This window comes from Serratia grimesii NBRC 13537 (assembly GCF_001590905.1).
Classification (GTDB): domain Bacteria; phylum Pseudomonadota; class Gammaproteobacteria; order Enterobacterales; family Enterobacteriaceae; genus Serratia; species Serratia grimesii.
In genome coordinates this window covers 1-19,612 of record NZ_BCTT01000017.1, presented here as the reverse complement: position 1 = coordinate 19,612, position 19,612 = coordinate 1, and the positions used below count along the sequence as shown (strand labels likewise).

Annotated in this window: 18 protein-coding genes; 10 read left to right on the top strand and 8 right to left on the bottom strand. The window is 54.7% G+C overall.

The window, feature by feature from the left end:
• Positions 1-50: 50 nt before the first annotated feature.
• The 7 genes from yiaK to araD all read left to right on the top strand — a co-directional run bounded on the left by yiaK (position 51) and on the right by araD (position 6,639).
• The gene (gene yiaK, locus SGR01S_RS20095) at positions 51-1,049 is read left to right on the top strand and encodes a 3-dehydro-L-gulonate 2-dehydrogenase (RefSeq protein ID WP_037418212.1); all 999 of its coding nucleotides are present in this window, start codon (positions 51-53) and stop codon (positions 1,047-1,049) included.
• A gap of 13 nt (positions 1,050-1,062) precedes the next feature.
• The gene (locus SGR01S_RS20090; protein WP_037418209.1) at positions 1,063-1,536 is read left to right on the top strand and encodes a NanQ anomerase/TabA/YiaL family protein; all 474 of its coding nucleotides are present in this window, start codon (positions 1,063-1,065) and stop codon (positions 1,534-1,536) included.
• Between the two features lie 107 nt (positions 1,537-1,643).
• Positions 1,644-2,939 carry an MFS transporter gene (locus SGR01S_RS20085; RefSeq protein WP_061808400.1) on the top strand — a complete coding sequence of 432 codons (1,296 nt, stop codon included), beginning with the start codon at positions 1,644-1,646 and terminating at the stop codon, positions 2,937-2,939.
• A complete protein-coding gene (locus tag SGR01S_RS20080) occupies positions 2,939-4,429 on the top strand; it encodes an FGGY-family carbohydrate kinase (protein WP_061808399.1) in 1,491 nt (496 codons plus the stop codon). The genes SGR01S_RS20085 and SGR01S_RS20080 overlap by 1 nt, the downstream gene beginning before the upstream one ends.
• Entirely contained in the window at positions 4,426-5,082 is a 657-nt protein-coding gene (ulaD, locus tag SGR01S_RS20075) for a 3-keto-L-gulonate-6-phosphate decarboxylase UlaD (protein ID WP_061808398.1), read from the top strand. Before SGR01S_RS20080 ends, ulaD begins: the two co-directional genes overlap by 4 nt.
• Before the next feature lies 1 nt (position 5,083).
• A complete protein-coding gene (locus tag SGR01S_RS20070; RefSeq protein WP_061808397.1) occupies positions 5,084-5,944 on the top strand; it encodes an L-ribulose-5-phosphate 3-epimerase in 861 nt (286 codons plus the stop codon).
• A complete protein-coding gene (gene araD, locus SGR01S_RS20065; RefSeq protein ID WP_061808396.1) occupies positions 5,938-6,639 on the top strand; it encodes an L-ribulose-5-phosphate 4-epimerase in 702 nt (233 codons plus the stop codon). The genes SGR01S_RS20070 and araD overlap by 7 nt, the downstream gene beginning before the upstream one ends.
• Before the next feature lie 100 nt (positions 6,640-6,739).
• Here araD and SGR01S_RS20060 read toward each other — a convergent pair whose 3' ends face one another.
• The gene (locus SGR01S_RS20060; RefSeq protein ID WP_061808395.1) at positions 6,740-7,207 is read right to left on the bottom strand and encodes an OsmC family protein; all 468 of its coding nucleotides are present in this window, start codon (positions 7,205-7,207) and stop codon (positions 6,740-6,742) included.
• A 124-nt stretch (positions 7,208-7,331) separates the two neighbouring features.
• Here SGR01S_RS20060 and SGR01S_RS20055 point away from each other — a divergent pair, with 124 nt between their 5' ends.
• Together SGR01S_RS20055 and SGR01S_RS20050 are read left to right on the top strand one after the other, a co-directional pair.
• Positions 7,332-7,979, top strand: coding sequence for a GntR family transcriptional regulator (locus SGR01S_RS20055; protein WP_037426784.1), 648 nt, complete (start codon positions 7,332-7,334; stop codon positions 7,977-7,979).
• Positions 7,980-8,249: 270 nt separating this feature from the next.
• Complete coding sequence (locus SGR01S_RS20050; protein WP_061808394.1) at positions 8,250-9,599, top strand: MFS transporter; 1,350 nt, start codon at positions 8,250-8,252, stop codon at positions 9,597-9,599.
• Between the two features lie 88 nt (positions 9,600-9,687).
• On the opposite strand, the gene mscS is transcribed toward SGR01S_RS20050, so the two are convergent.
• Complete coding sequence (gene mscS, locus SGR01S_RS20045; RefSeq protein ID WP_037426788.1) at positions 9,688-10,554, bottom strand: small-conductance mechanosensitive channel MscS; 867 nt, start codon at positions 10,552-10,554, stop codon at positions 9,688-9,690.
• Positions 10,555-10,760: 206 nt separating this feature from the next.
• On the opposite strand from mscS, the gene SGR01S_RS20040 reads away from it, so the two are divergent.
• On the top strand, positions 10,761-11,429 hold the full coding sequence (locus SGR01S_RS20040; protein WP_037426790.1) for a DUF1345 domain-containing protein: 669 nt from the start codon (positions 10,761-10,763) through the stop codon (positions 11,427-11,429).
• Between the two features lie 52 nt (positions 11,430-11,481).
• Here SGR01S_RS20040 and fbaA read toward each other — a convergent pair whose 3' ends face one another.
• The 6 genes from fbaA to SGR01S_RS20010 all read right to left on the bottom strand — a co-directional run bounded on the left by fbaA (position 11,482) and on the right by SGR01S_RS20010 (position 19,436).
• On the bottom strand, positions 11,482-12,561 hold the full coding sequence (gene fbaA, locus SGR01S_RS20035; RefSeq protein WP_037426794.1) for a class II fructose-bisphosphate aldolase: 1,080 nt from the start codon (positions 12,559-12,561) through the stop codon (positions 11,482-11,484).
• A gap of 300 nt (positions 12,562-12,861) precedes the next feature.
• Positions 12,862-14,025, bottom strand: a complete 1,164-nt coding sequence (pgk, locus tag SGR01S_RS20030) for a phosphoglycerate kinase (protein WP_061808393.1) — start codon at positions 14,023-14,025, stop codon at positions 12,862-12,864.
• Between the two features lie 78 nt (positions 14,026-14,103).
• Positions 14,104-15,120, bottom strand: a complete 1,017-nt coding sequence (epd, locus tag SGR01S_RS20025) for an erythrose-4-phosphate dehydrogenase (RefSeq protein ID WP_037426796.1) — start codon at positions 15,118-15,120, stop codon at positions 14,104-14,106.
• A 367-nt stretch (positions 15,121-15,487) separates the two neighbouring features.
• The gene (locus SGR01S_RS20020) at positions 15,488-16,558 is read right to left on the bottom strand and encodes an ABC transporter ATP-binding protein (protein WP_061808392.1); all 1,071 of its coding nucleotides are present in this window, start codon (positions 16,556-16,558) and stop codon (positions 15,488-15,490) included.
• Positions 16,551-18,320 (bottom strand): ABC transporter permease, encoded by a 1,770-nt coding sequence (locus SGR01S_RS20015; RefSeq protein WP_037426976.1) that lies wholly within the window; start codon positions 18,318-18,320, stop codon positions 16,551-16,553. Before SGR01S_RS20015 ends, SGR01S_RS20020 begins: the two co-directional genes overlap by 8 nt.
• A 78-nt stretch (positions 18,321-18,398) precedes the next feature.
• Positions 18,399-19,436 (bottom strand): ABC transporter substrate-binding protein, encoded by a 1,038-nt coding sequence (locus tag SGR01S_RS20010; protein ID WP_370452816.1) that lies wholly within the window; start codon positions 19,434-19,436, stop codon positions 18,399-18,401.
• Positions 19,437-19,612: the final 176 nt, after the last annotated feature.

Genomic DNA, 19,612 nt, shown 5'->3' with positions numbered 1-19,612 from the left:
GAAATTTAAAGAACACAAAACAAACAAATGCGCCGTAGCGGAGAATCAGCATGAGAGTGAGTTACACCGATCTAAAGCAGCAATTCAAACGTGTGCTACTGGCGCGGGGCGTGACGGAAGGCACTGCCGATGACTGTGCCGGTATGTTCGCCGACACCTCCGCCAGCGGCGTTTACTCCCACGGTGTTAACCGTTTCCCGCGTTTTATTCAGCAGTTGGATGCCGGTGATATCGTGCCGGACGCCGAGCCCAGTAAGCTGTTGTCGTTGGGGGCTATTGAGCAGTGGGACGCGCATCAGGGCATTGGCAACCTTACCGCCCGCAAGATGATGGATCGCGCCATGCAATTAGCCGATCAACACGGCATCGGCCTGGTGGCACTGCGTAATGCCAACCACTGGATGCGCGGCGGCGGTTATGGCTGGCAAGCTGCGGAGAAAGGCTATATCGGTATCTGCTGGACCAACTCAATCGCTGTGATGCCGCCTTGGGGGGCCAAAGAGTGCCGTATCGGTACCAACCCGCTGATCGTCGCGGTGCCGGGCAATCCGATCACCATGGTGGATATGTCGATGTCGATGTTCTCCTATGGCGCACTGGAGCTGAACCGCCTGGCGGGTAAAACCCTGCCGGTGGACGGCGGCTTCGATAACGACGGGCAGCTGACGCGCGATCCGGCCACCATTGAAGAAAACCGACGTATTTTGCCAATGGGCTACTGGAAAGGATCTGCACTGTCGATCGTGCTGGATATGATCGCCACCCTGCTTTCCGGCGGATCGTCCGTGGCGGACGTCACTGAAGACAACCGCGACGAGTACGGCGTGTCGCAAGTGTTCATTGCCATTGAGATTGAACGCTTGATCGACGGCGCGACCCGCGATGCCAAACTGCAACGCATCATGGATTACATCACCCACGCTGAACGCGATAACCCAGAGGTGGCTATCCGTCTGCCAGGGCATAAATTCCCGCGCATTCATGCAGAAAACATGCGTGATGGTATCCCGGTAGATGAGCGCATCTGGGCGCGCATTCAGGCGCTGTAACAGGAGAAAAACCATGATCTTCGGCCATATCGCCAATACTTCGCAGGAACACTACCCGGCACCGGTGGCCCACGCCATCGCCTATTTGCAAGGCACGGATTTTAGCGCCCTGCCCGCTGGACGTTATCAAGATCCCGCTACCGGTTACGTGGTACAGGTACTGGATCTACACACCCAGCAACCGAGCGATCTGCGGCCTGAAGTGCACCGCCAAAATGTCGACGTGCAGTTTCTGGTCAGCGGTACTGAATTGATCGGTGTGGCGGCAGATCGCGGTAATAACCAGATCCACCAAGAGTTACTGGCGCAGCGCGACATTATTTTTTATCAGGACGTCGCGGATGAATCTTGGTTAACCATGCAGCCCGGTAATTTTGCGGTATTTTTCCCGCAGGATGTGCATCGCCCGGCCTGTATTAATCAGCAACCCAGCGCTATTCGCAAAGTGGTGGTGAAAATACCGTTGGAATTATTTAACCACCAATAAGCAACGCTGATTTTATAACGATCAACAACATGGGCCTTCGGGCCTGTGCGGGTGCCCCTGCGCCTTAAACCACCAAAACAATAAAATCTGACCCTACAGGTGTATATATGAATATTGCCTCTGTTTCCGTTAGCCAAAACCAGGCGATCCCCAAATTACGTTGGTTGCGAATCGTGCCGCCGATTCTTATTACCTGCATCATTTCCTATATGGACCGGGTAAATATCGCCTTCGCCATGCCTGGTGGTATGGATGCCGAACTGGGTATCACCGCTTCGATGGCCGGTCTGGCCGGCGGCATCTTCTTTATTGGTTATCTGTTCCTACAGGTGCCCGGCGGCAAGCTGGCAGTGTACGGCAACGGCAAAAAATTCATCGGCTGGTCACTGCTGGCCTGGGCGGTGATTTCAGTGCTGACCGGGTTGGTCAGTAACCAGTACCAACTGCTGTTCCTGCGCTTTGCCTTGGGCGTCTCCGAGGGCGGCATGCTGCCGGTGGTGCTGACCATGATCAGCAACTGGTTCCCGGACAAGGAGCGCGGCCGCGCCAACGCCATCGTCATCATGTTCGTCCCCATCGCCGGTATTCTCACCGCCCCGCTGTCCGGCTGGATCATCACCGTCTGGGACTGGCGCATGTTGTTCCTGGTGGAAGGCGCGCTGTCGCTGGTGGTGATGGTGCTGTGGTACTTCACCATCAGCAACCGCCCGCAGGAAGCCAAGTGGATTTCAGCAGCGGAAAGGGACTATCTGATCAAAACACTGCATGACGAACAACTGCTGATCAAGGGCAAAACGGTGCGCAATGCCTCGCTACGCCGGGTGCTGGGCGACAAGATCATGTGGCAGCTGATCCTGGTGAACTTCTTCTACCAGACCGGAATTTACGGCTACACCTTGTGGCTGCCAACCATCCTCAAGGGGCTGACCAACGGCAATATGGAACAGGTGGGGATGCTGGCGATCCTGCCCTACATCGGCGCCATCTTCGGCATGCTGGTGATTTCCTCACTCTCCGATCGTACCGGTAAACGCAAAATCTTCGTCGCGCTACCGCTGGCCTGCTTCGCCATCTGCATGGCGTTGTCGGTGCTGTTGAAAGATCACATCTGGTGGTCCTATGCCGCGTTGGTCGGCTGTGGGGTCTTCATTCAGGCCGCCGCCGGGGTGTTCTGGACCATTCCGCCCAAACTTTTCAATGCTGAAGTGGCCGGTGGTGCACGCGGTGTGATCAACGCGCTGGGCAACCTGGGGGGGTTCTGCGGCCCTTATATGGTCGGCGTATTGATCAGCCTGTTCAGCAAAGATGTCGGCGTTTACAGCCTGGCGGTATCACTGGCCATTGCGTCGGTGTTGGCGCTGATGCTGCCGAATAAATGCGACCAAAGCGCGAGGGCCGAATAATGGACTATTGGCTGGGGCTGGACTGCGGCGGCACCTTTATCAAGGCCGGGCTGTATGACCGTCAGGGAACTGAGTTGGGTATCGCCCGGCGCAACATGGAAATTATCTCGCCCCAACCGGGTTGGGCGGAACGGGATATGCCAGCTCTATGGCATACCGCTGCCGAGGTGATCCGCGAGTTGCTGGCTCGCAACAACATTGCTGCCAGTGATATTCAGGCCGTCGGCATCTCGGCGCAGGGCAAAGGCGCGTTTCTGCTGGACAAGCAAGGACAGCCACTGGGCAATGCCATGCTGTCTTCTGATCAGCGTGCACTGACGCTGGTACAGGAATGGCAAAAACAGGGCGTGCCACAGCGGCTGTATCCGCAGACCCGGCAAACACTGTGGACCGGTCACCCGGTGTCGCTGCTGCGCTGGGTTCGGCAACACCAGCCGGAACGTTATCGCCAGATCGGCAGCGTGCTGATGGCGCACGATTACCTGCGCTACTGCCTGACCGGCGAGCTAGCCTGTGAAGAAACCAATATCTCCGAATCCAATCTTTACCACATGGCAGACGGTTGCTATGACCCGGCCCTGGCGCAACTGCTAGGCATCGGCGACATCATGCCAGCACTGCCACCCATTGTTGGCTCGGTCGACATCGCCGGGCGGATCAATGCCGCCGCTGCGACGGCAACAGGGCTATTAGCGGGAACGCCAGTAGTCGGCGGGCTGTTCGATGTGGTGTCCACCGCACTGTGCGCCGGGTTACACGACGAGACGCGGCTCAATGCGGTGATGGGCACCTGGTCGGTTACCAGCGGCATTACCGACAAAATCACCGAAGGTTGCGACCACCCGTTTGTTTATGGTCGCCACGCCGAAGCCGGCAAATACATTGTGCACGAAGCCAGCCCAACCTCTGCCGCCAATCTGGAGTGGTTCTGCCGTCAATGGGGGCTTCAGGACTACGCCCAGCTCAATGACTGGGTGACGACGCTGCGGAAGGCCGACAGCAGCCTGCTGTTTGTTCCCTTCCTGTACGGCTCCAACGCCGGACTGGGCCTAAGCGCCAGCTTCCACGGCATGCAGGCCTTCCACCAGCGCGAACATCTGGTGCAGGCGATCTACGAAGGCGTGGTGTTCTGCCATATGACTCACCTTAACCGCATGCGGCAACGCTTCCCTGCGGCCACCGCCCTGCGCGTCACCGGCGGCCCGGCAAAATCCGTTCCCTGGATGCAAATGTTCGCCGACGTCAGCGGCCTGCCGGTGGAACTGCCGCAGGTAGAAGAAACCGGCTGCTTAGGTGCAGCCATGGCAGCGATGGTCGGCAGTGGCGCATTCAGCGATTTCACCGCCGCCCAGCGGGCACTGGCACCGCGCATCGAACGGGTACTGCCGGATGCCACCGCCACTGAAGCTTACGGTAAGAAATATCACCGTTATCAGGCACTGGTGGCGACATTACAAACGCTGCAATCCACCGAAAAGGAGGCCCTATGAGTCATAAACCACGTCTGCAACTGGCGCTCGATCACACCCGGCTGGACGCCGCACTGCAAACGGCGGAACGCCTGCAACCGCACGTCGACATCATCGAGGCTGGCACCATTTTATGCATCAGCGCCGGTATTCAGGCGGTGCGCGCGCTGCGTGAACGCTGCCCACAACATACGCTGGTGGCCGATCTGAAAGTAGCCGATGCCGGTGGCACGCTGGCGCAGCAGGCCTTCAGCCACGGTGCCAACTGGATGACGGTGATCTGCGCCGCGCCGTTAGCCACCATGGCCAGCGCGCAGGAGGTAGCGCAACAGCATCAGGGCGAGATCCAGATTGAGCTATTCGGCCGCTGGACGCTGGACGATGCCAGGCAGTGGCGCGAACTCGGCATCCGCCAGGCCATCTACCACCGTGGCCGCGACGCGCAGGCCAGCGGACAAACCTGGGGCCAACAAGATTTGGATCTGATGAAAGCACTGTCGGATCTGGGCATTGAGCTGTCGATCACCGGCGGCATCACACCGACTGACCTATCGCTGTTTAAAGACATCGCCGTCACCGCTTTTATCGTCGGCCGGGCGCTGGCGGAGGCTACCGATCCACTGGCCGCCGCCGGTCAGTTCCGCACCGTCATTGATGACATCTGGAGAAGTTGATATGCGCCAGCACCCACTGGGAATTTATGAAAAAGCCTTGCCGAAACACCTGACCTGGCCCGAGCGTCTGGCACTGGCCAAGGCCTGCGGTTTTGATTTTGTCGAAATGTCGGTGGATGAAAGCGACGATCGGCTGGCACGCCTGAGCTGGAGCAAAGAACAGCGGCTGTCGCTGGTCAGCGCCATGCTGGAAACCGGCATCAGCATCCCGTCGATGTGCCTGTCCGGCCACCGCCGCTTTCCGTTCGGCAGCCATGACGATGCGCTGCGCCAACGCGCCTTTGAGGTGATGGAACAGGCGATCCAACTGGCAAAAGATGTGGGTATACGCACCATCCAGCTCGCCGGTTATGACGTCTATTACGAACAACAGGACGAAAGCACCCTCGCCCGCTTCACCGAGGGTATGCAATGGGCCGTCGAACGCGCCGCCGCCGCCCAGGTGATGCTGGCGGTGGAAATCATGGACACCGCATTTATGAACTCGATCAGCAAATGGAAGGCCTGGGACGCCTGCCTGGCATCGCCGTGGTTCACGGTCTATCCGGACGTCGGCAATCTCAGCGCCTGGGGCAATGACGTGGCGCAGGAGCTGGCGCTGGGTATTGACCGCATCGCCGCCATCCATCTGAAAGACACCTATCCGGTCACTGAAAGCTCACCGGGACAGTTCCGCGATGTGCCCTTTGGCGAAGGCTGCGTCGACTTCGTCGCGGTATTCCGCACGCTGAAACAGCTTAACTATCGCGGCGCTTTCCTGATCGAGATGTGGACCGAGAAAGCCGAAGAACCGGTGGCCGAAATCGTACAGGCACGTCGTTGGATCGAACAAAAAATGCAACAAGGGGGTATGACATGCTAACGCTGCCGCAACTGAAACAGCAGGTACTGGAAGCCAACCTCGACCTGCCGCGCCACAATCTGGTGACCTTCACCTGGGGCAATGTGAGCGCAGTGGATCGCGAACGCGGGCTGGTGGTGATCAAGCCTTCCGGCGTGGAATATGAACATATGGTGGCCGAGGACATGGTGGTGGTCAGCCTCGCCAACGGCCAAACTGTCGAGGGTAACAAAAAGCCCTCTTCAGACACCGCTACCCACCTGGCGCTATACCGTGAATTTGCTGAGATCGGCGGCATCGTACATACCCATTCACGCCACGCCACCATCTGGGCGCAGGCCGGACTGGATATTCCCGCCTGGGGTACCACTCACGCCGATTACTTCTACGGCGCGATTCCCTGCACCCGCCTCATGACCGAAGACGAAATTGCGCATGATTACGAACTCGAAACCGGCAAGGTGATTATCGACACCTTCCATCGACGTGGCATCGACCCAAATGCCATTCCGGCAGTGCTGGTCAATTCACATGGTCCCTTTGCCTGGGGCAAAGATGCGCATAGCGCGGTGCATAATGCAGTGGTGCTGGAAGAAATTGCTTATATGGGGATTTTCTCGCGCCAGCTGACGCCGGGTATTAACAGCATGCAACCCGCGCTACTGGACAAACATTATCTGCGCAAACACGGCAAGCATGCCTACTACGGGCAATAGAGTGAGTTGGCAGGCCTCAGTTCCAGTATGAATAGTTTTCACCAGATGTTTTGAGATATCTGGTGAAAACAAATTATGCCCAATGGGTGGTTTATCGCTCTCACATTTGCGTTATTACCGGTTGACAGGTAATCGGAAAATTAAGGGAGTTAGCAATGAAACAGAGCTCATGCGCGCGGTGATGAAGATCCAGAGCACGTTTAATATCATCTCCTGGTCGAATGGTTATTTCAGGTTTTAGAATAATTTCTGTGAAACACCCTTTTTCCCCCTCACGCATTGTCCCCTCAGCCCGGTCAATATAAGTACAAACACTTATCCCCGCTTCAGCACAAAGATGCAGATACCATAATTTGTGACAGGCAGATGCCGAAGCAACAAGAAGATCCTCTGGATTCCAACGAGTGGCATCCCCCAGAAACGCGGGATCCGATGACCCTAAAATACTGGGTTTGTCACCTGCCGTAATTTCATAATTACGATCATATGCTTTGTAGGATTCTGTGCCGCTACCTTTGTTGCCTTGCCACTCAACGTTAACTTGGTAGTGATGTTCGCGATGGGCCATTTCTATTGCTCCTGAGCAGTTACAACAATGGATTTTCTGGTGATAGAGCCCTGCCTGTTTCTGCGATTCTGGACTCATCTCGCAAGATGGTATACCATTATACCATAAAATAAAGGAGAAATTTATGAACCTGACGGGTCAATCAACTGCGGGCATGCTTGCTGATGAGTTAAGAAAGATGATTAACAACGGAACCCTTCCAGACGGTGAACGATTGGTTGAGAGGGAGCTTGCCAGCCATTTTTCTGTTAGCCGAATTCCGATGAGAGAGGCAATCAGGCAACTGGAGCGTGATGGTCTGGTTGAGATTTTTAGAAACCGTGGCGCTATCGTCAGGACGCTTTCATGTGATGATATTGACGAGATCTATCAGCTACGAGCCTTGTTAGAAGGAGATGCTATCTCTCAGAGCGTGCAGAACTTGGATATGGATACTCTGGAGAGAGCTGAACTCACCCATAAACTTCTCGCTAATACCCCCGATTTTGAAAAACAGGGGTTATATAATCATGAGTTTCATCATCTTTTATATAGTGGATGTAAAAACAAACGACTGCTGGCAATGATAGATGAATTGCGAAATCAGATAGAAAGATACGAATATCTTCAACGGCAGCTACTGGCTAATACGAGTAAGTTCCAGGATGATCATGCAAGTATTTTAGTTGCTTGCAGACAGAGAAACCCCGATGTGGCAAGTAGAGAAGTAATTAAGCATATTAATGCTGCCGGAAAAATGTTGAAAGAATTCATCAGAAGCCATACTCGTTGAACGCCACGGAAAGAAATAGCTTATGAGTGTCAGGCAAAATACAAACCACTACAAATTCGTCATACAGCGCGCTGGCTCTCTTCTTTCCCCTTACGTAAAAACTCACTGGGTAAGCCGTCACATCGCCTCAAGCCCTTGGCTCTGATGTATACTCGGGTATCTACACCATGCCAGCCAAAGCGGCTTTGGATCAGGCCCGTTTCAACAGGAACCTGACGCCTACTCTGCCCTCCAGCCAGCTCCACACCAGCCTAATTAAGTGGAACTCTTATGAGCCAAAACACCGCTCGTATCAGTGAGATCATCGACAACGCCAAGATCTCGCCTTACCAGATACTGATTCTTACTCTGTGTTTTCTGATCGTCTTGCTGGACGGTTTTGATACCGCAATCATCGGCTATATCGCCCCGGCCTTACGCGAAGAGTGGCAGTTGTTGCCGGCACAGTTATCACCTGCCTTTGGTGCAGGATTGTTTGGTCTGTTGATCGGCAGCCTGATATTCGGTCCGGTCGCCGATGCCATAGGCCGCAAACGCGTGCTGCTCGTTTCGATACTGATTTTTGGCGGGGGAACCCTGGCCTCGGCGTATACCCATTCAATCGAGTCGTTGATCCTGCTGCGGTTCATCACCGGCATCGGTTTAGGTGGTGCGATGCCCACCTGCATCACCCTCAGTTCGGAATACTCTCCGGTACGTCGCAGGATGATCATGGTCACACTGAGTTGGAGTGGCTTCACCGCTGGCTTGGCTTTGGGCGGCATACTCGCAGGACAAATTATCCCTGCCTTCGGCTGGCGTGGCGTGTTAATGCTCGGTGGCATTGCGCCGTTGCTGTTGCTGCCGTTGCTGGCCTGGCAAATGCCCGAATCAGTTCGCTTTATGACTTCCAGCCCGAAACATGCCGATAACTTGCGTAAGGTAGTCGAGCGTATCACCGGCAAAAGCTGGGCAGGTGTGACAATTGCCGATGACGAACGGCCAGTAAAGGCCAATTCACCGATATCGCACCTGTTTATAGAAGGTCGTGCAGTACGCACCCTGCTGTTGTGGGTGGCGTTTTTCTGTTCGCTGTTCGTCTTTTACCAGCTCACCAGTTGGCTACCAAGCATTCTAAAGGACGTCGGTTACGATATCGTCCAGGCGTCGCGCATTGGGGCGATGGTGCCATTAGGCGGGACTCTCGGTGCCATCCTTATGGCGCTGCTGATGGACCGTGTCGGGCCATACCGGGTACTTGCTCTGTCCTACCTGGGTGCCGCGCTGGTTGTCGGTGCCACCGGTTACCTGATGGGGGACGTCTACACCCTGGCGGCCACGGTGTTCCTTATCGGTTTTGGTGTGGCTGGCGCGCAGAACGGCCTGAACCTGGTCTCTGCCACTATCTACCCCACAGCAGCTCGCGTAACCGGGGTCAGTTGGGCAATGGCGAGCGGCCGCTTCGGCTCCATCATTGGCTCGATGCTCGGTGCCTGGATGATTGTCGCCTCAGGCTCTACTGAGATGTTCTTTATCTGGCTGGCGCTGCCGGTGCTGGTGGGCTCTGCCGCCATCTTCCTGCTCTATCGGCTTAGTGTGAGCCCCCGGACAAGGGCGTCTGGCTCTGTATTACCTAACTGACCCAATAAAAAAGCCGAGCCGCCATCTCAGTGATGTCGACTCGGCCAGCCATAAAAAAAGGGGCCTTGGCCCCCTTCTCTATTATTCATTATTCCGCTTTCGCGGTAGCTTCCTCAGTACGGTACAGATGAACATCCATCTGCGGGAACGGAATGCCGATGTTGTTGGCATCCAGCGCGCGCTTGAAGTTTTCCATCAGATCAAAGTACACGTTCCAGTATTCAGCATTTGTGGTCCAGGAGCGGGTCACAAAGTTCAGTGAAGACGGTGCCATCTCGTTCAGACGCACGGTCACGCCTTTGGCGTGCATGATGCGCTTGTCGGCAGCAATCACGTCACCCAGAACCTTTTTCACCACGTCGATATCAGCGTTATACGCCACGCCAACCACGATATCCACACGGCGGTTTGGTTCGCGGGAATAGTTGATGATGTTACCAGCGATAATTTTGCCATTCGGCACGACGATGGTCTTGTTGTCTGCGGTGCGCAGCGTGGTGGAGAAAATCTGCACCTGGTCGACGGTACCGGCCACGCCGCCCAAATCGACATACTCACCGGCACGCAACGGACGGAAGGCCACCAGCAACACGCCTGCGGCGAAGTTGGACAGCGAGCCTTGCAGCGCCAGACCCACGGCCAAACCGGCGGCACCCAGCACGGCGATCACTGAGGTGGTCTGTACGCCAACGCGCCCCAGTACAGCGATAAAGGTGAAGGCCAGAATGCCGTAACGCGCCATTGCCGACAGGAAATCTGCTACCGTGGCATCGATACCGCGCAGCTTCATCACGCGGTTTACCGCATTGCTAACTACGCGTGCAATGATCGAACCGATGATGAAAATAACGATCGCCGCAACGATGTTCACTGCATACTGAATCAATAAATCCTGGTTCTGCACAAGCCAGTTACCGGCACCATTAATGCCATCTACTACGTTCAGATCTTTCATTCGTGTCGTCCTAACTCAGCCCCTAAAGGGATAAACTCTCAAAAATACACCGACATCAGATGTCAGTAGGAAACCACCGCCCTAGGTTAACCAACATTCACGCAGCATGCCAAGCGTAAGCGCTAAAAATAGCCAAAACGGCGGCCCGGCATCTTCTATGCTGAACACAGCACTCTCACTTTATTAAGACAAGGAACCTGTCCGTTATGCATATTCTCTCCCCGCTCAGGCACTACTGGCAGGTTCGTCCGCGGCTGTTACTTTCTGTGGGCGCAGGTATTCTGTGCTATCTGTTACTCCCCGCCCAACTCTCCCAACTGCAACGGTTAATGCTCGGCTGGAACACACTGGCCTGGCTCTACCTGCTGTTTCTATGGCGGTTGATGCTGGTCAGTACACCCAAACACATTCGTCAGCTAGCTCGCGCACAGGACGAAAGCGCCAGCATGGTTCTGGCGTTGGTCAGCATCGGCTGCCTGGTGAGCATTTTGTCCATTCTGTTTGAACTGAGTACAGCCAAGCAGGTCAGTGACTCACTGAGAACATTGCATCTGGTGTTAACCGGCACCACGCTGGTGGTGTCATGGCTGCTGCTACCGACCGCATTCACCATGCATTATGCCCATCAGTTTTACCGCCAGGGCGCACAGCAAGATCCTTTGCCTTTGCTGTTTCCCGGTAACCTCAAAGAGCCCACCTATTGGGACTTCGCCTATTTCTCATTCACCATTGCCGTGGCGTCGCAAACCGCCGACGTGGCGGTCGGCGCGGCAGAAGTACGCAAAGTCGCACTGCTGCAATCGGTGATTTCCTTTGTCTTCAACCTGGTAATTTTGGGATTGTCGATCAACGTCGGCGCCAGTTTGCTAAGTTAGAAACAAAAAAGGCTCCCCGAAGGGAGCCTTTATGACTAACAGCCAGGCAAGATTACAGAACGTCTACTGCGTTCAGATCTTTGAAAGCCTGTTCCAGACGAGTAATCATGGAAGTCTGAGCTGAACGCAGCCATACGCGTGGATCGTAGTATTTCTTGTTCGGCTGGTCGGCGCCTTTCGGGTTGCCCAACTGGCCCTGCAGGTAAGCTTCGTTCGCTTTGTAGTACTGCAGAATACCGTCCCAGGTTGCCCATTGGGTATCGGTATCGATGTTCATCTTGATCACGCCGTAACCTACGGATTCTTTGATCTCTGCATCGGTAGAACCGGAACCGCCGTGGAACACGAAGTTCAGGCTGTTGTGTGGCAGATTGAATTTCTTGGACACGTAGTCCTGAGAATCACGCAGAATGGTCGGAGTCAGTTTAACGTTGCCTGGCTTATAAACGCCGTGCACGTTACCGAAGGACGCTGCGATAGTGAAGCGTGGGCTGATCGCGTTCAGTTTTTCGTACGCGTAAGCCACATCTTCTGGTTGGGTGTACAGAGCTGATGCGTCCATATGGCTGTTGTCCACGCCATCTTCTTCACCGCCGGTGCAGCCCAGTTCGATTTCCAGGGTCATACCGATCTTCGCCATGCGAGTCAGGTATTTGCTGCAAATTTCGATGTTTTCTTCCAGAGACTCTTCAGACAGATCGATCATGTGAGAAGAGAACAGGGGTTTGCCGGTCGCTGCGAAGTGTTTTTCGCCAGCGTCCAACAGGCCGTCCAGCCATGGCAACAGTTTCTTGGCACAGTGGTCAGTGTGCAGAATAACAGGCACGCCGTAATGTTCAGCCAACTGGTGAACATGATGTGCACCAGAGATAGCGCCCAGAATTGCTGCACCCTGAGGAACGTCAGTCTTCACGCCTTTACCGGCGATAAACGCGGCACCGCCGTTAGAGAACTGAACGATAACCGGAGCACGTACCTTCGCTGCTGTTTCCAGCACGGCGTTGATAGAGTCGGTACCTACGCAGTTCACTGCTGGCAGAGCAAAGTTGTTCTCTTTAGCTACTGCGAATACTTTCTGAACGTCATCACCAGTGATGACACCCGGTTTTACGAAATCAAAAATTTTAGACATGTGACTTTGTCCTGTTTCGTTGGCCGTTATACCCTTTATTTCTCAAGCCGTAACACTGTTGACTACACCTTGAAATCTATTGGGTAAAGATGGATGTAAATCGATTTTTTCATGCCGTGCCGCATTATGCCACACGGTATCTACCCAAAATAATTGGAGTTGCATCAAGGCGGTAAGAGCGTGAATCCCCAGAAGCTTACTCAAGTAAGTGGCCCGGGAAGGCTCGCAGCCAACACAGATGCAACGTCAAGTCTGAAGGGTATAAAACAAACGGGCGGCTTTCGCCTCCCGCTGTCTGAATTACTGCTTAGCGCGCTCTTCCAGCATCACTACCGCTGGCAACGCTTTACCTTCCACGAATTCCAGGAAGGCGCCGCCGCCGGTTGAGATGTAGGAGATCTTGTCAGCAATGCCGAACAGGTCGATTGCTGCCAGGGTGTCGCCGCCGCCTGCGATAGAGAAGGCTTCGCTGTCTGCGATAGCACGCGCGACAATTTCGGTGCCCCGACGGAAGTTAGGGAACTCGAATACGCCAACCGGGCCATTCCACAGAATGGTTTTGGCGTTCTTCAGGATAACGGCCAGACGCTCTGCTGAGACGTCGCCCATATCCAGAATTTGCTCGTTGTCTTGGATCTCGTTTGCCTGCTTCACGGTCGCAACCGCAGTTTCAGAGAACTCGGTCGCCACGCGCACGTCGGTCGGAACCGGAATATCGCAGGTTTCCAGCAGTTTCTTGGCGTTCGGGATCAGGTCTGCTTCGTACAGTGACTGGCCAACATTGTTGCCCTGAGCCGCCACGAAGGTGTTGGCAATACCGCCACCCACGATCAGCTGATCGGCGATTTTAGACAGGGAATCCAGTACGGTCAGTTTGGTGGACACTTTAGAACCACCCACGATAGCTACCATCGGACGGGCCGGGTTGCCAAGGGCTTTACCCAGTGCTTCCAATTCTGCAGACAGCAGTGGACCTGCACAGGCTACAGGTGCGAACTTGCCTACACCGTGGGTAGACGCCTGCGCACGGTGTGCGGTACCGAAAGCATCCATCACATACACGTCGCACAGCGCCGCATATTTCTTGGACAGGGTTTCGTCGTCTTTTTTCTCGCCCTTGTTGAAACGGACGTTTTCCAGCACAACCAGTTCACCTTCTGCAACGTCAACGCCATCCAGGTAGTCTTTCGCCAGACGAACCGGGTTTTTCAGGTGTTCTTTCAGATAGTTAACAACTGGCAGCAGGGAGAATTCTTCGTTGTACTCGCCTTCGGTAGGACGACCCAGGTGGGAGGTTACCATCACGCGGGCGCCTTGTTTCAGCGCAGCTTCAATAGTCGGCAGGGAGGCACGGATACGTGCATCGGAAGTCACTTTACCGTCTTTCACTGGAACGTTCAGATCGGAGCGGATCAGAACGCGTTTACCTGCCAGATCCAGATCGGACATGTTAATTACAGACATGGTGAACCCTCTTGGTTGATTCTCTAGAAACTATAAAGTTGCCTGAGCGGCGCATCGACCAGTGCCGATGCCGCCGTACTAGAAACCGCTTGCGGCCATTGCCCGTGTTGTATCCAACATCCTGTTGGCAAAGCCCCATTCATTATCACACCAGACCAAGGTCTTGATCAGGTGCTGACCGCTGACCCGAGTCTGCGTACCGTCGACGATAGCGCTATGCGGGTCATGGTTAAAATCGATCGAGACTAATGGTAGTTCTGTATAGTCAACTATACCACGAAAAGATCCCCGTGCGGCCATTTGCAACAGCTGGTTGACCTCTGCAACTTTCACCGCCGAACTGACACTGACACTGAGATCAATGGCCGTCACGTTGATGGTCGGCACGCGTACGGAAATCGCTTCGAAACGATCGCAAAACTGCGGGAAAATACGGGTGATACCGGCAGCCAATTTGGTGTCGACCGGAATAATCGACTGGCTCGCTGCACGAGTACGCCGTAAATCCTGATGATAGGCATCTATCACCGGCTGATCGTTCATCGAAGAGTGAATGGTGGTCACGGTGCCCGATTCGATGCTGTAGGCATCGTCCAGCAGCTTAATGACTGGAATAATGCAGTTGGTGGTGCATGACGCATTGGAAACGATACGGTGTTCCGCCAGCAGCGTCTGATGATTGACGCCAAATACGATAGTGGCGTCCAGATCGTTACCGCCAGGGTGAGCGAACAACACTTTTTTCGCCCCCGCCGCCAGATGGGCTTCACCATCTGCCCGGCTGCCATAAACACCGCTACAGTCCAGCACAACATCTACGCCAAGCTCACCCCAGGGAAGCTGTTCCAACGCTGGCTGATGCAGTAAACGAATGGTGTCGTCCCCGACGGTCAGCATGTCGCATTCCTGACGTACATCCCAGGCAAAGCGACCATGGCTAGAGTCGTATTTCAGTAGATGGGCCATTCCCTCGGCGTTAGCCAATTCGTTAATCGCCACCACGGAAATTTCCGCTCGTCGTCCCGATTCGTACAGTGCGCGTAAAACGCTGCGGCCTATGCGGCCAAAACCGTTTATCGCTATGCGGATTGTCATGCTGCTCCTGAAAAAGGGCCTTCTCTCCCCGGGCGCGTTCACCGTTATTGAGAGGGCGCTGACTGGGTCATCTAGATAACCCGCATAGAGTACTTTAGCGCACCACCTGCTGTGAATCGTCGCGTCGCATTATTCCTTCGGTCCAGCCTTCACTCATCACCTTCACTCTGGCGTTTCTGTGGAATACAACCACAACTGAAACGCTTCAGCCGAGCATAAACCAAAGTTTTACCAAAAGGAACAGATGCGACAGCCTGCCTGACAACTGAACGGCACTTTGCGAGAATAAGATGATCTAGCGCACACTTTTTCATATCCAATCCACTGTGACGCGCCAGATTTTTTGGCAACTATGGGACTTGCACCCTTAAGCTTTAGGGAAAATCCACAGATGCTCTGGCGGTAAGGAAAGTCGACACAGCGTCTGACCGCGTACTTCAGTGCCATAGGCCCGCACGACAAAATCCTCAGCAACAGTACGGAAAAGGTACTCCCAACGATCCCCCAGATACATGCTGGTCAGCAACGGCAACTCGAGCTGGTTGCCTTGCGGGTCATCCCCCAGACGCACGCGTTCAACACGGATCACCGCCGTAGCGTCCTCACCGGTTTTCACGCCGGCACCCGCCATGCCCCACAACGTCCAGTCTTTCCCTTCAATGCGCGCTTTGCCATCAACCACCTCGGTTACCTTGCCGTTCAGGCGATTATTGCTGCCCATAAACTCGGCGGTAAACAGGGTGGACGGTGCACCGTACATTTCCTGCGGCGTGCCCTGCTGTTCGATTTTCCCGTTGTTGAGCAGCAAAATACGATCGGAGATGGCCATTGCCTCGTTCTGATCGTGAGTCACCATCAGCGCCGAAAGTCCCAGCTTGATGATCAGCTCACGCAAGAACACCCGCGCCTCTTCGCGCAGCTTGGCGTCAAGGTTAGATAACGGCTCATCGAGCAGAATGACCGGTGGGTTGTACACCAGCGCCCGACCAATCGCCACACGCTGCTGCTGACCACCGGACAACTGATGCGGATGACGCTTACCCAAATGCCCCAGCCCAAGTTGATCAAGCACGCCTTGCACCCGTTGGTTGATTTCGGCCGAAGCGACTTTGCGTAATTTCAGCGGATAGGCGACGTTTTCAAACACCGTTTTATGCGGCCACAGGGCATAAGACTGAAACACCAACCCCAGGTTGCGCTCCTCCGCCGGAATTTCGCTGCGCGCGCTGCCGTTGTAAACAGTATTGCTGCCAATGATAATGCGGCCCTGAGTCGGTTTTTCCAGCCCGGCAACCGCACGCAGCAAGGTGGTTTTACCGCTGCCCGATGGCCCCAACAGCGATACCACCTCGCCACGTTTTAAATCCATCGAGACGCCCTTCAACACCGGGTTGTCGCCGTAGGTTAAATGCAGGTTTTCTACCGAAAGTTCAATCATGTAATTTCACTCCAAAGCGCAAGGCAATACCCAGACCTAACACCACCAACAGGATGTTAATGAAGGAAAGTGCAGCGACGATATCAATGGCGCCCGCCGCCCACAGAGAAACCAACATAGAACCTATGGTTTCGGTACCCGGAGACAACAGATACACCCCGGTGGAATATTCGCGCTCGAAAATCAGGAACATCAGCAACCAGGAACCAATCAGGCCGTAACGCGACAGCGGAATGGTGACGTGACGAGTGATTTGCCCCCGGCTCGCGCCAGCGCTGCGCGCTGCCTCTTCCAGCTCCGGGCCGACTTGCAACAGCGTCGAAGATATCAGCCGCAGGCCATAGGCCATCCACACCACGGTGTACGCCAGCCAGACGCTGAAGATGGTGCTACGCAAAGAGCGCAACCAGACGATCAGGTTCTCCCGCAGCCATTCGGCTACCGGCAGCGCCGACAACCAGCCTTCTTTCAACGACTTATCCAGCCACATCGGCAGGAACAGGAAGACCCACAAGAATGCCAAGCCCGCCAGCAGACCCGGTACCGCACGCGGCACCAGCACGCTGTAATCGAGAAAACGGGTAGCACCGTCGGGTTTGCGGTGCATGGCGATGCCGATAAACAGGTAACAAACCACCGCCAGCGCCCCACCGAACACCCCAATCGCCATCGAGTTGACGATCGCTCGCAGCAGGTTCGGCTGCTGCCAGATAGTGCGGAAGGTATTGAGCGATAGCTCGTCCCAGATTGAAACGCCCACCCCCCAGTTAGAGATAAAAGCACGCAGCACCACCCCCACCAGTGGCACACCGATAGTCACCGTCAGCCAGAACACCACCACAGCACCGGCGACCCAACGCCATTTACCCAAGGGCAACGCCCGCGCCTGCGACGCCTTGCCCTTGACGGTGACGAAGCGGTTAGCGGTACGCATCAGGCGGCGCTGCAACATCACTAGCGGAATGGTGATGCAGATCAGCACCACCGCTACTGCGGCCATCAGATGGTAAGACGGCGTGCCCAGCTTATTGGTCAGTTGATACAGGTAGGTCGCCAGTACCAGGTTACCTTCCGGATCGCCCAGCACCAGCATCAGGCCGAACACTTCCAGCCCGAGGAAAAACAACAAAACCCCGGCATACAGAATCGAGGGCCGCACCATCGGCAAGCTAACGGCAGTCATTACCTGCAAAGGCGATGCCCCCGCCGTTCGTGCGGCTTCTTCTACGTCTGAACCCACACTGCGCAAAGCTGAGGAAATATAGAGATAAGCATGCGGCACGTGCGTCAACCCGGCGATCACCACAATGCTGGCCATCGAGTAGATATTCCACGGTACAAAACCAAATAACGATTCCGCCCACAGTGAAAAGAAACCCACCGGCCCAGCGGCCACCACATAGCCAAAACCCAAGACCATCGGCGAGACAAAGATCGGCACCAGGATCAGTGGTTCAATAAAGCGGCGGCCGGGCAAGTCGGTTCTGATCATCAAAAAAGCCAGGATCCCTCCCAACGGAATGGCGATTACCACCAGACCGAACGCCAGGATAAACCCGCTTTTTAGCGCCTTATAAAAGTCCGGATCGGTGAAAATGAACTGGAACGCCTCAAGGCTGAACACCTTGGAGGGCGAGAAAAAGGGAGCGGAAAGGAAACTTTGAATCACGATAAACGACAGCGGCACGTAGATAACCAGTGCGGTTATCAATACGACCAAGCCGCGCGGCAGGCTTTGCCACTTTCTGCGCCATGCTTCCATAAATATATCCCGATGGTTGTAAACGACGACGACCAAAGGGCGCGCGCCACAATGGCAGACGCGCGTCCGGATCCTGTGTTATTTCGCTGCGGCAGTACGCCATTGCTTGATGTAATCGAGGCGTTTAGCCGGTTGCAGATACTCCAACAGGCTTTCATCTACCGGGATAGGTTTCAGCGCTTTACCGAGCATTTTGGTCATGCCGTCAATGTCGTTTTTGCCTTCGATGTCATTGCGAATAGAGGGAATGTCTGCCTGATTGGCAAGAATATTCTGGCCCTTTTCCGACAACACATAGTTAAGCCACAGTTTTGCCGCATTCGCGTTGGTAGCCTCTTTACTGATAAAAGACACGCGCGACAGCACCAGGGTGTAGTCTTTTGGATACGAGATACCGAGTGAAGGGTCGGTTTTGGCGCGAGCTTCAGCGTATGAACCCAGAATGTTGAAACCAATCAGGTTTTCACCGGACGATACCCTTTCCATCATGGTTCCGGTGGATGACTGAACCGCCAGCCCCCCTTTGGCAATGTCTGCCAACGTGGCGAAATAATTCGGATCAGCCTTGAAGTCCTGCACCGACAGCATGAAACCCAGACCTGACTTTTCAATGTCATAGGTTGTGACTTTCTTTTTGAACTTGTCGGTTTGGCCGGCGATCAGTTTTGCCAGTGCCGCATGTGAGTCCGGCACGTCGCCCTGCGGGATCAGCCGTTTGTTATAGATGAAAACCACAGGTTCGTAGGTGGTTCCGTAAGCTTTTTCTTTCCATACCGCCCACTTGGGCAGTTGACCCTGTTCCGGCGAGGCGTATTCTTGCGCATAATCGGTCGCCAGCTTCAGCGCTGTGTCCATCGACGAACTCCATACCACGTCGCCGCTGGTGCCACCCGCTGCCTGTTCGCTGATATAACGGTTGTACAGCTCGGTACTGTTCATGTCGTTATATTCGACTTTAACGCCTGGATACTGTGCTTCGAATCCCTGGATCAGCGGGCCTGCGGCTTTGGTATCGGTGGTGGAATACACCACGACTTTGCCCTCTTTCTTCGCACCGTCCACAATTTTTTGATAGTCGGCTGGATAACCTGCCGGGAATTGGGCGTAAGCAGGCATTGCACCCAGTACAGCGATCGCCACGACCGATGTGCCGATTCTTGTTAACATAATCAACTCCTGGTTACATTTAAGAAACTAAAAATTAACATATAGTTAATAAGTGTTCTTGCGCAACGCCGTTGATTTTTTATCTTCGTGTTTTGTGAGGTTGGGCGATTTTTGGTCAATAAAAA

Bases quoted from the DNA above. Each gene is read 5' to 3' on its own strand.
- yiaK (WP_037418212.1), top strand. From the start codon at position 51: ATGAGAGTGAGTTACACCGATCTAAAGCAGCAATTCAAACGTGTGCTA.
- SGR01S_RS20090 (WP_037418209.1), top strand. From the start codon at position 1,063: ATGATCTTCGGCCATATCGCCAATACTTCGCAGGAACACTACCCGGCA.
- SGR01S_RS20085 (WP_061808400.1), top strand. From the start codon at position 1,644: ATGAATATTGCCTCTGTTTCCGTTAGCCAAAACCAGGCGATCCCCAAA.
- SGR01S_RS20080 (WP_061808399.1), top strand. From the start codon at position 2,939: ATGGACTATTGGCTGGGGCTGGACTGCGGCGGCACCTTTATCAAGGCC.
- ulaD (WP_061808398.1), top strand. From the start codon at position 4,426: ATGAGTCATAAACCACGTCTGCAACTGGCGCTCGATCACACCCGGCTG.
- SGR01S_RS20070 (WP_061808397.1), top strand. From the start codon at position 5,084: ATGCGCCAGCACCCACTGGGAATTTATGAAAAAGCCTTGCCGAAACAC.
- araD (WP_061808396.1), top strand. From the start codon at position 5,938: ATGCTAACGCTGCCGCAACTGAAACAGCAGGTACTGGAAGCCAACCTC.
- SGR01S_RS20060 (WP_061808395.1), bottom strand. From the start codon at position 7,207: ATGGCCCATCGCGAACATCACTACCAAGTTAACGTTGAGTGGCAAGGC.
- SGR01S_RS20055 (WP_037426784.1), top strand. From the start codon at position 7,332: ATGAACCTGACGGGTCAATCAACTGCGGGCATGCTTGCTGATGAGTTA.
- SGR01S_RS20050 (WP_061808394.1), top strand. From the start codon at position 8,250: ATGAGCCAAAACACCGCTCGTATCAGTGAGATCATCGACAACGCCAAG.
- mscS (WP_037426788.1), bottom strand. From the start codon at position 10,554: ATGAAAGATCTGAACGTAGTAGATGGCATTAATGGTGCCGGTAACTGG.
- SGR01S_RS20040 (WP_037426790.1), top strand. From the start codon at position 10,761: ATGCATATTCTCTCCCCGCTCAGGCACTACTGGCAGGTTCGTCCGCGG.
- fbaA (WP_037426794.1), bottom strand. From the start codon at position 12,561: ATGTCTAAAATTTTTGATTTCGTAAAACCGGGTGTCATCACTGGTGAT.
- pgk (WP_061808393.1), bottom strand. From the start codon at position 14,025: ATGTCTGTAATTAACATGTCCGATCTGGATCTGGCAGGTAAACGCGTT.
- epd (WP_037426796.1), bottom strand. From the start codon at position 15,120: ATGACAATCCGCATAGCGATAAACGGTTTTGGCCGCATAGGCCGCAGC.
- SGR01S_RS20020 (WP_061808392.1), bottom strand. From the start codon at position 16,558: ATGATTGAACTTTCGGTAGAAAACCTGCATTTAACCTACGGCGACAAC.
- SGR01S_RS20015 (WP_037426976.1), bottom strand. From the start codon at position 18,320: ATGGAAGCATGGCGCAGAAAGTGGCAAAGCCTGCCGCGCGGCTTGGTC.
- SGR01S_RS20010 (WP_370452816.1), bottom strand. From the start codon at position 19,436: ATGCCTGCTTACGCCCAATTCCCGGCAGGTTATCCAGCCGACTATCAA.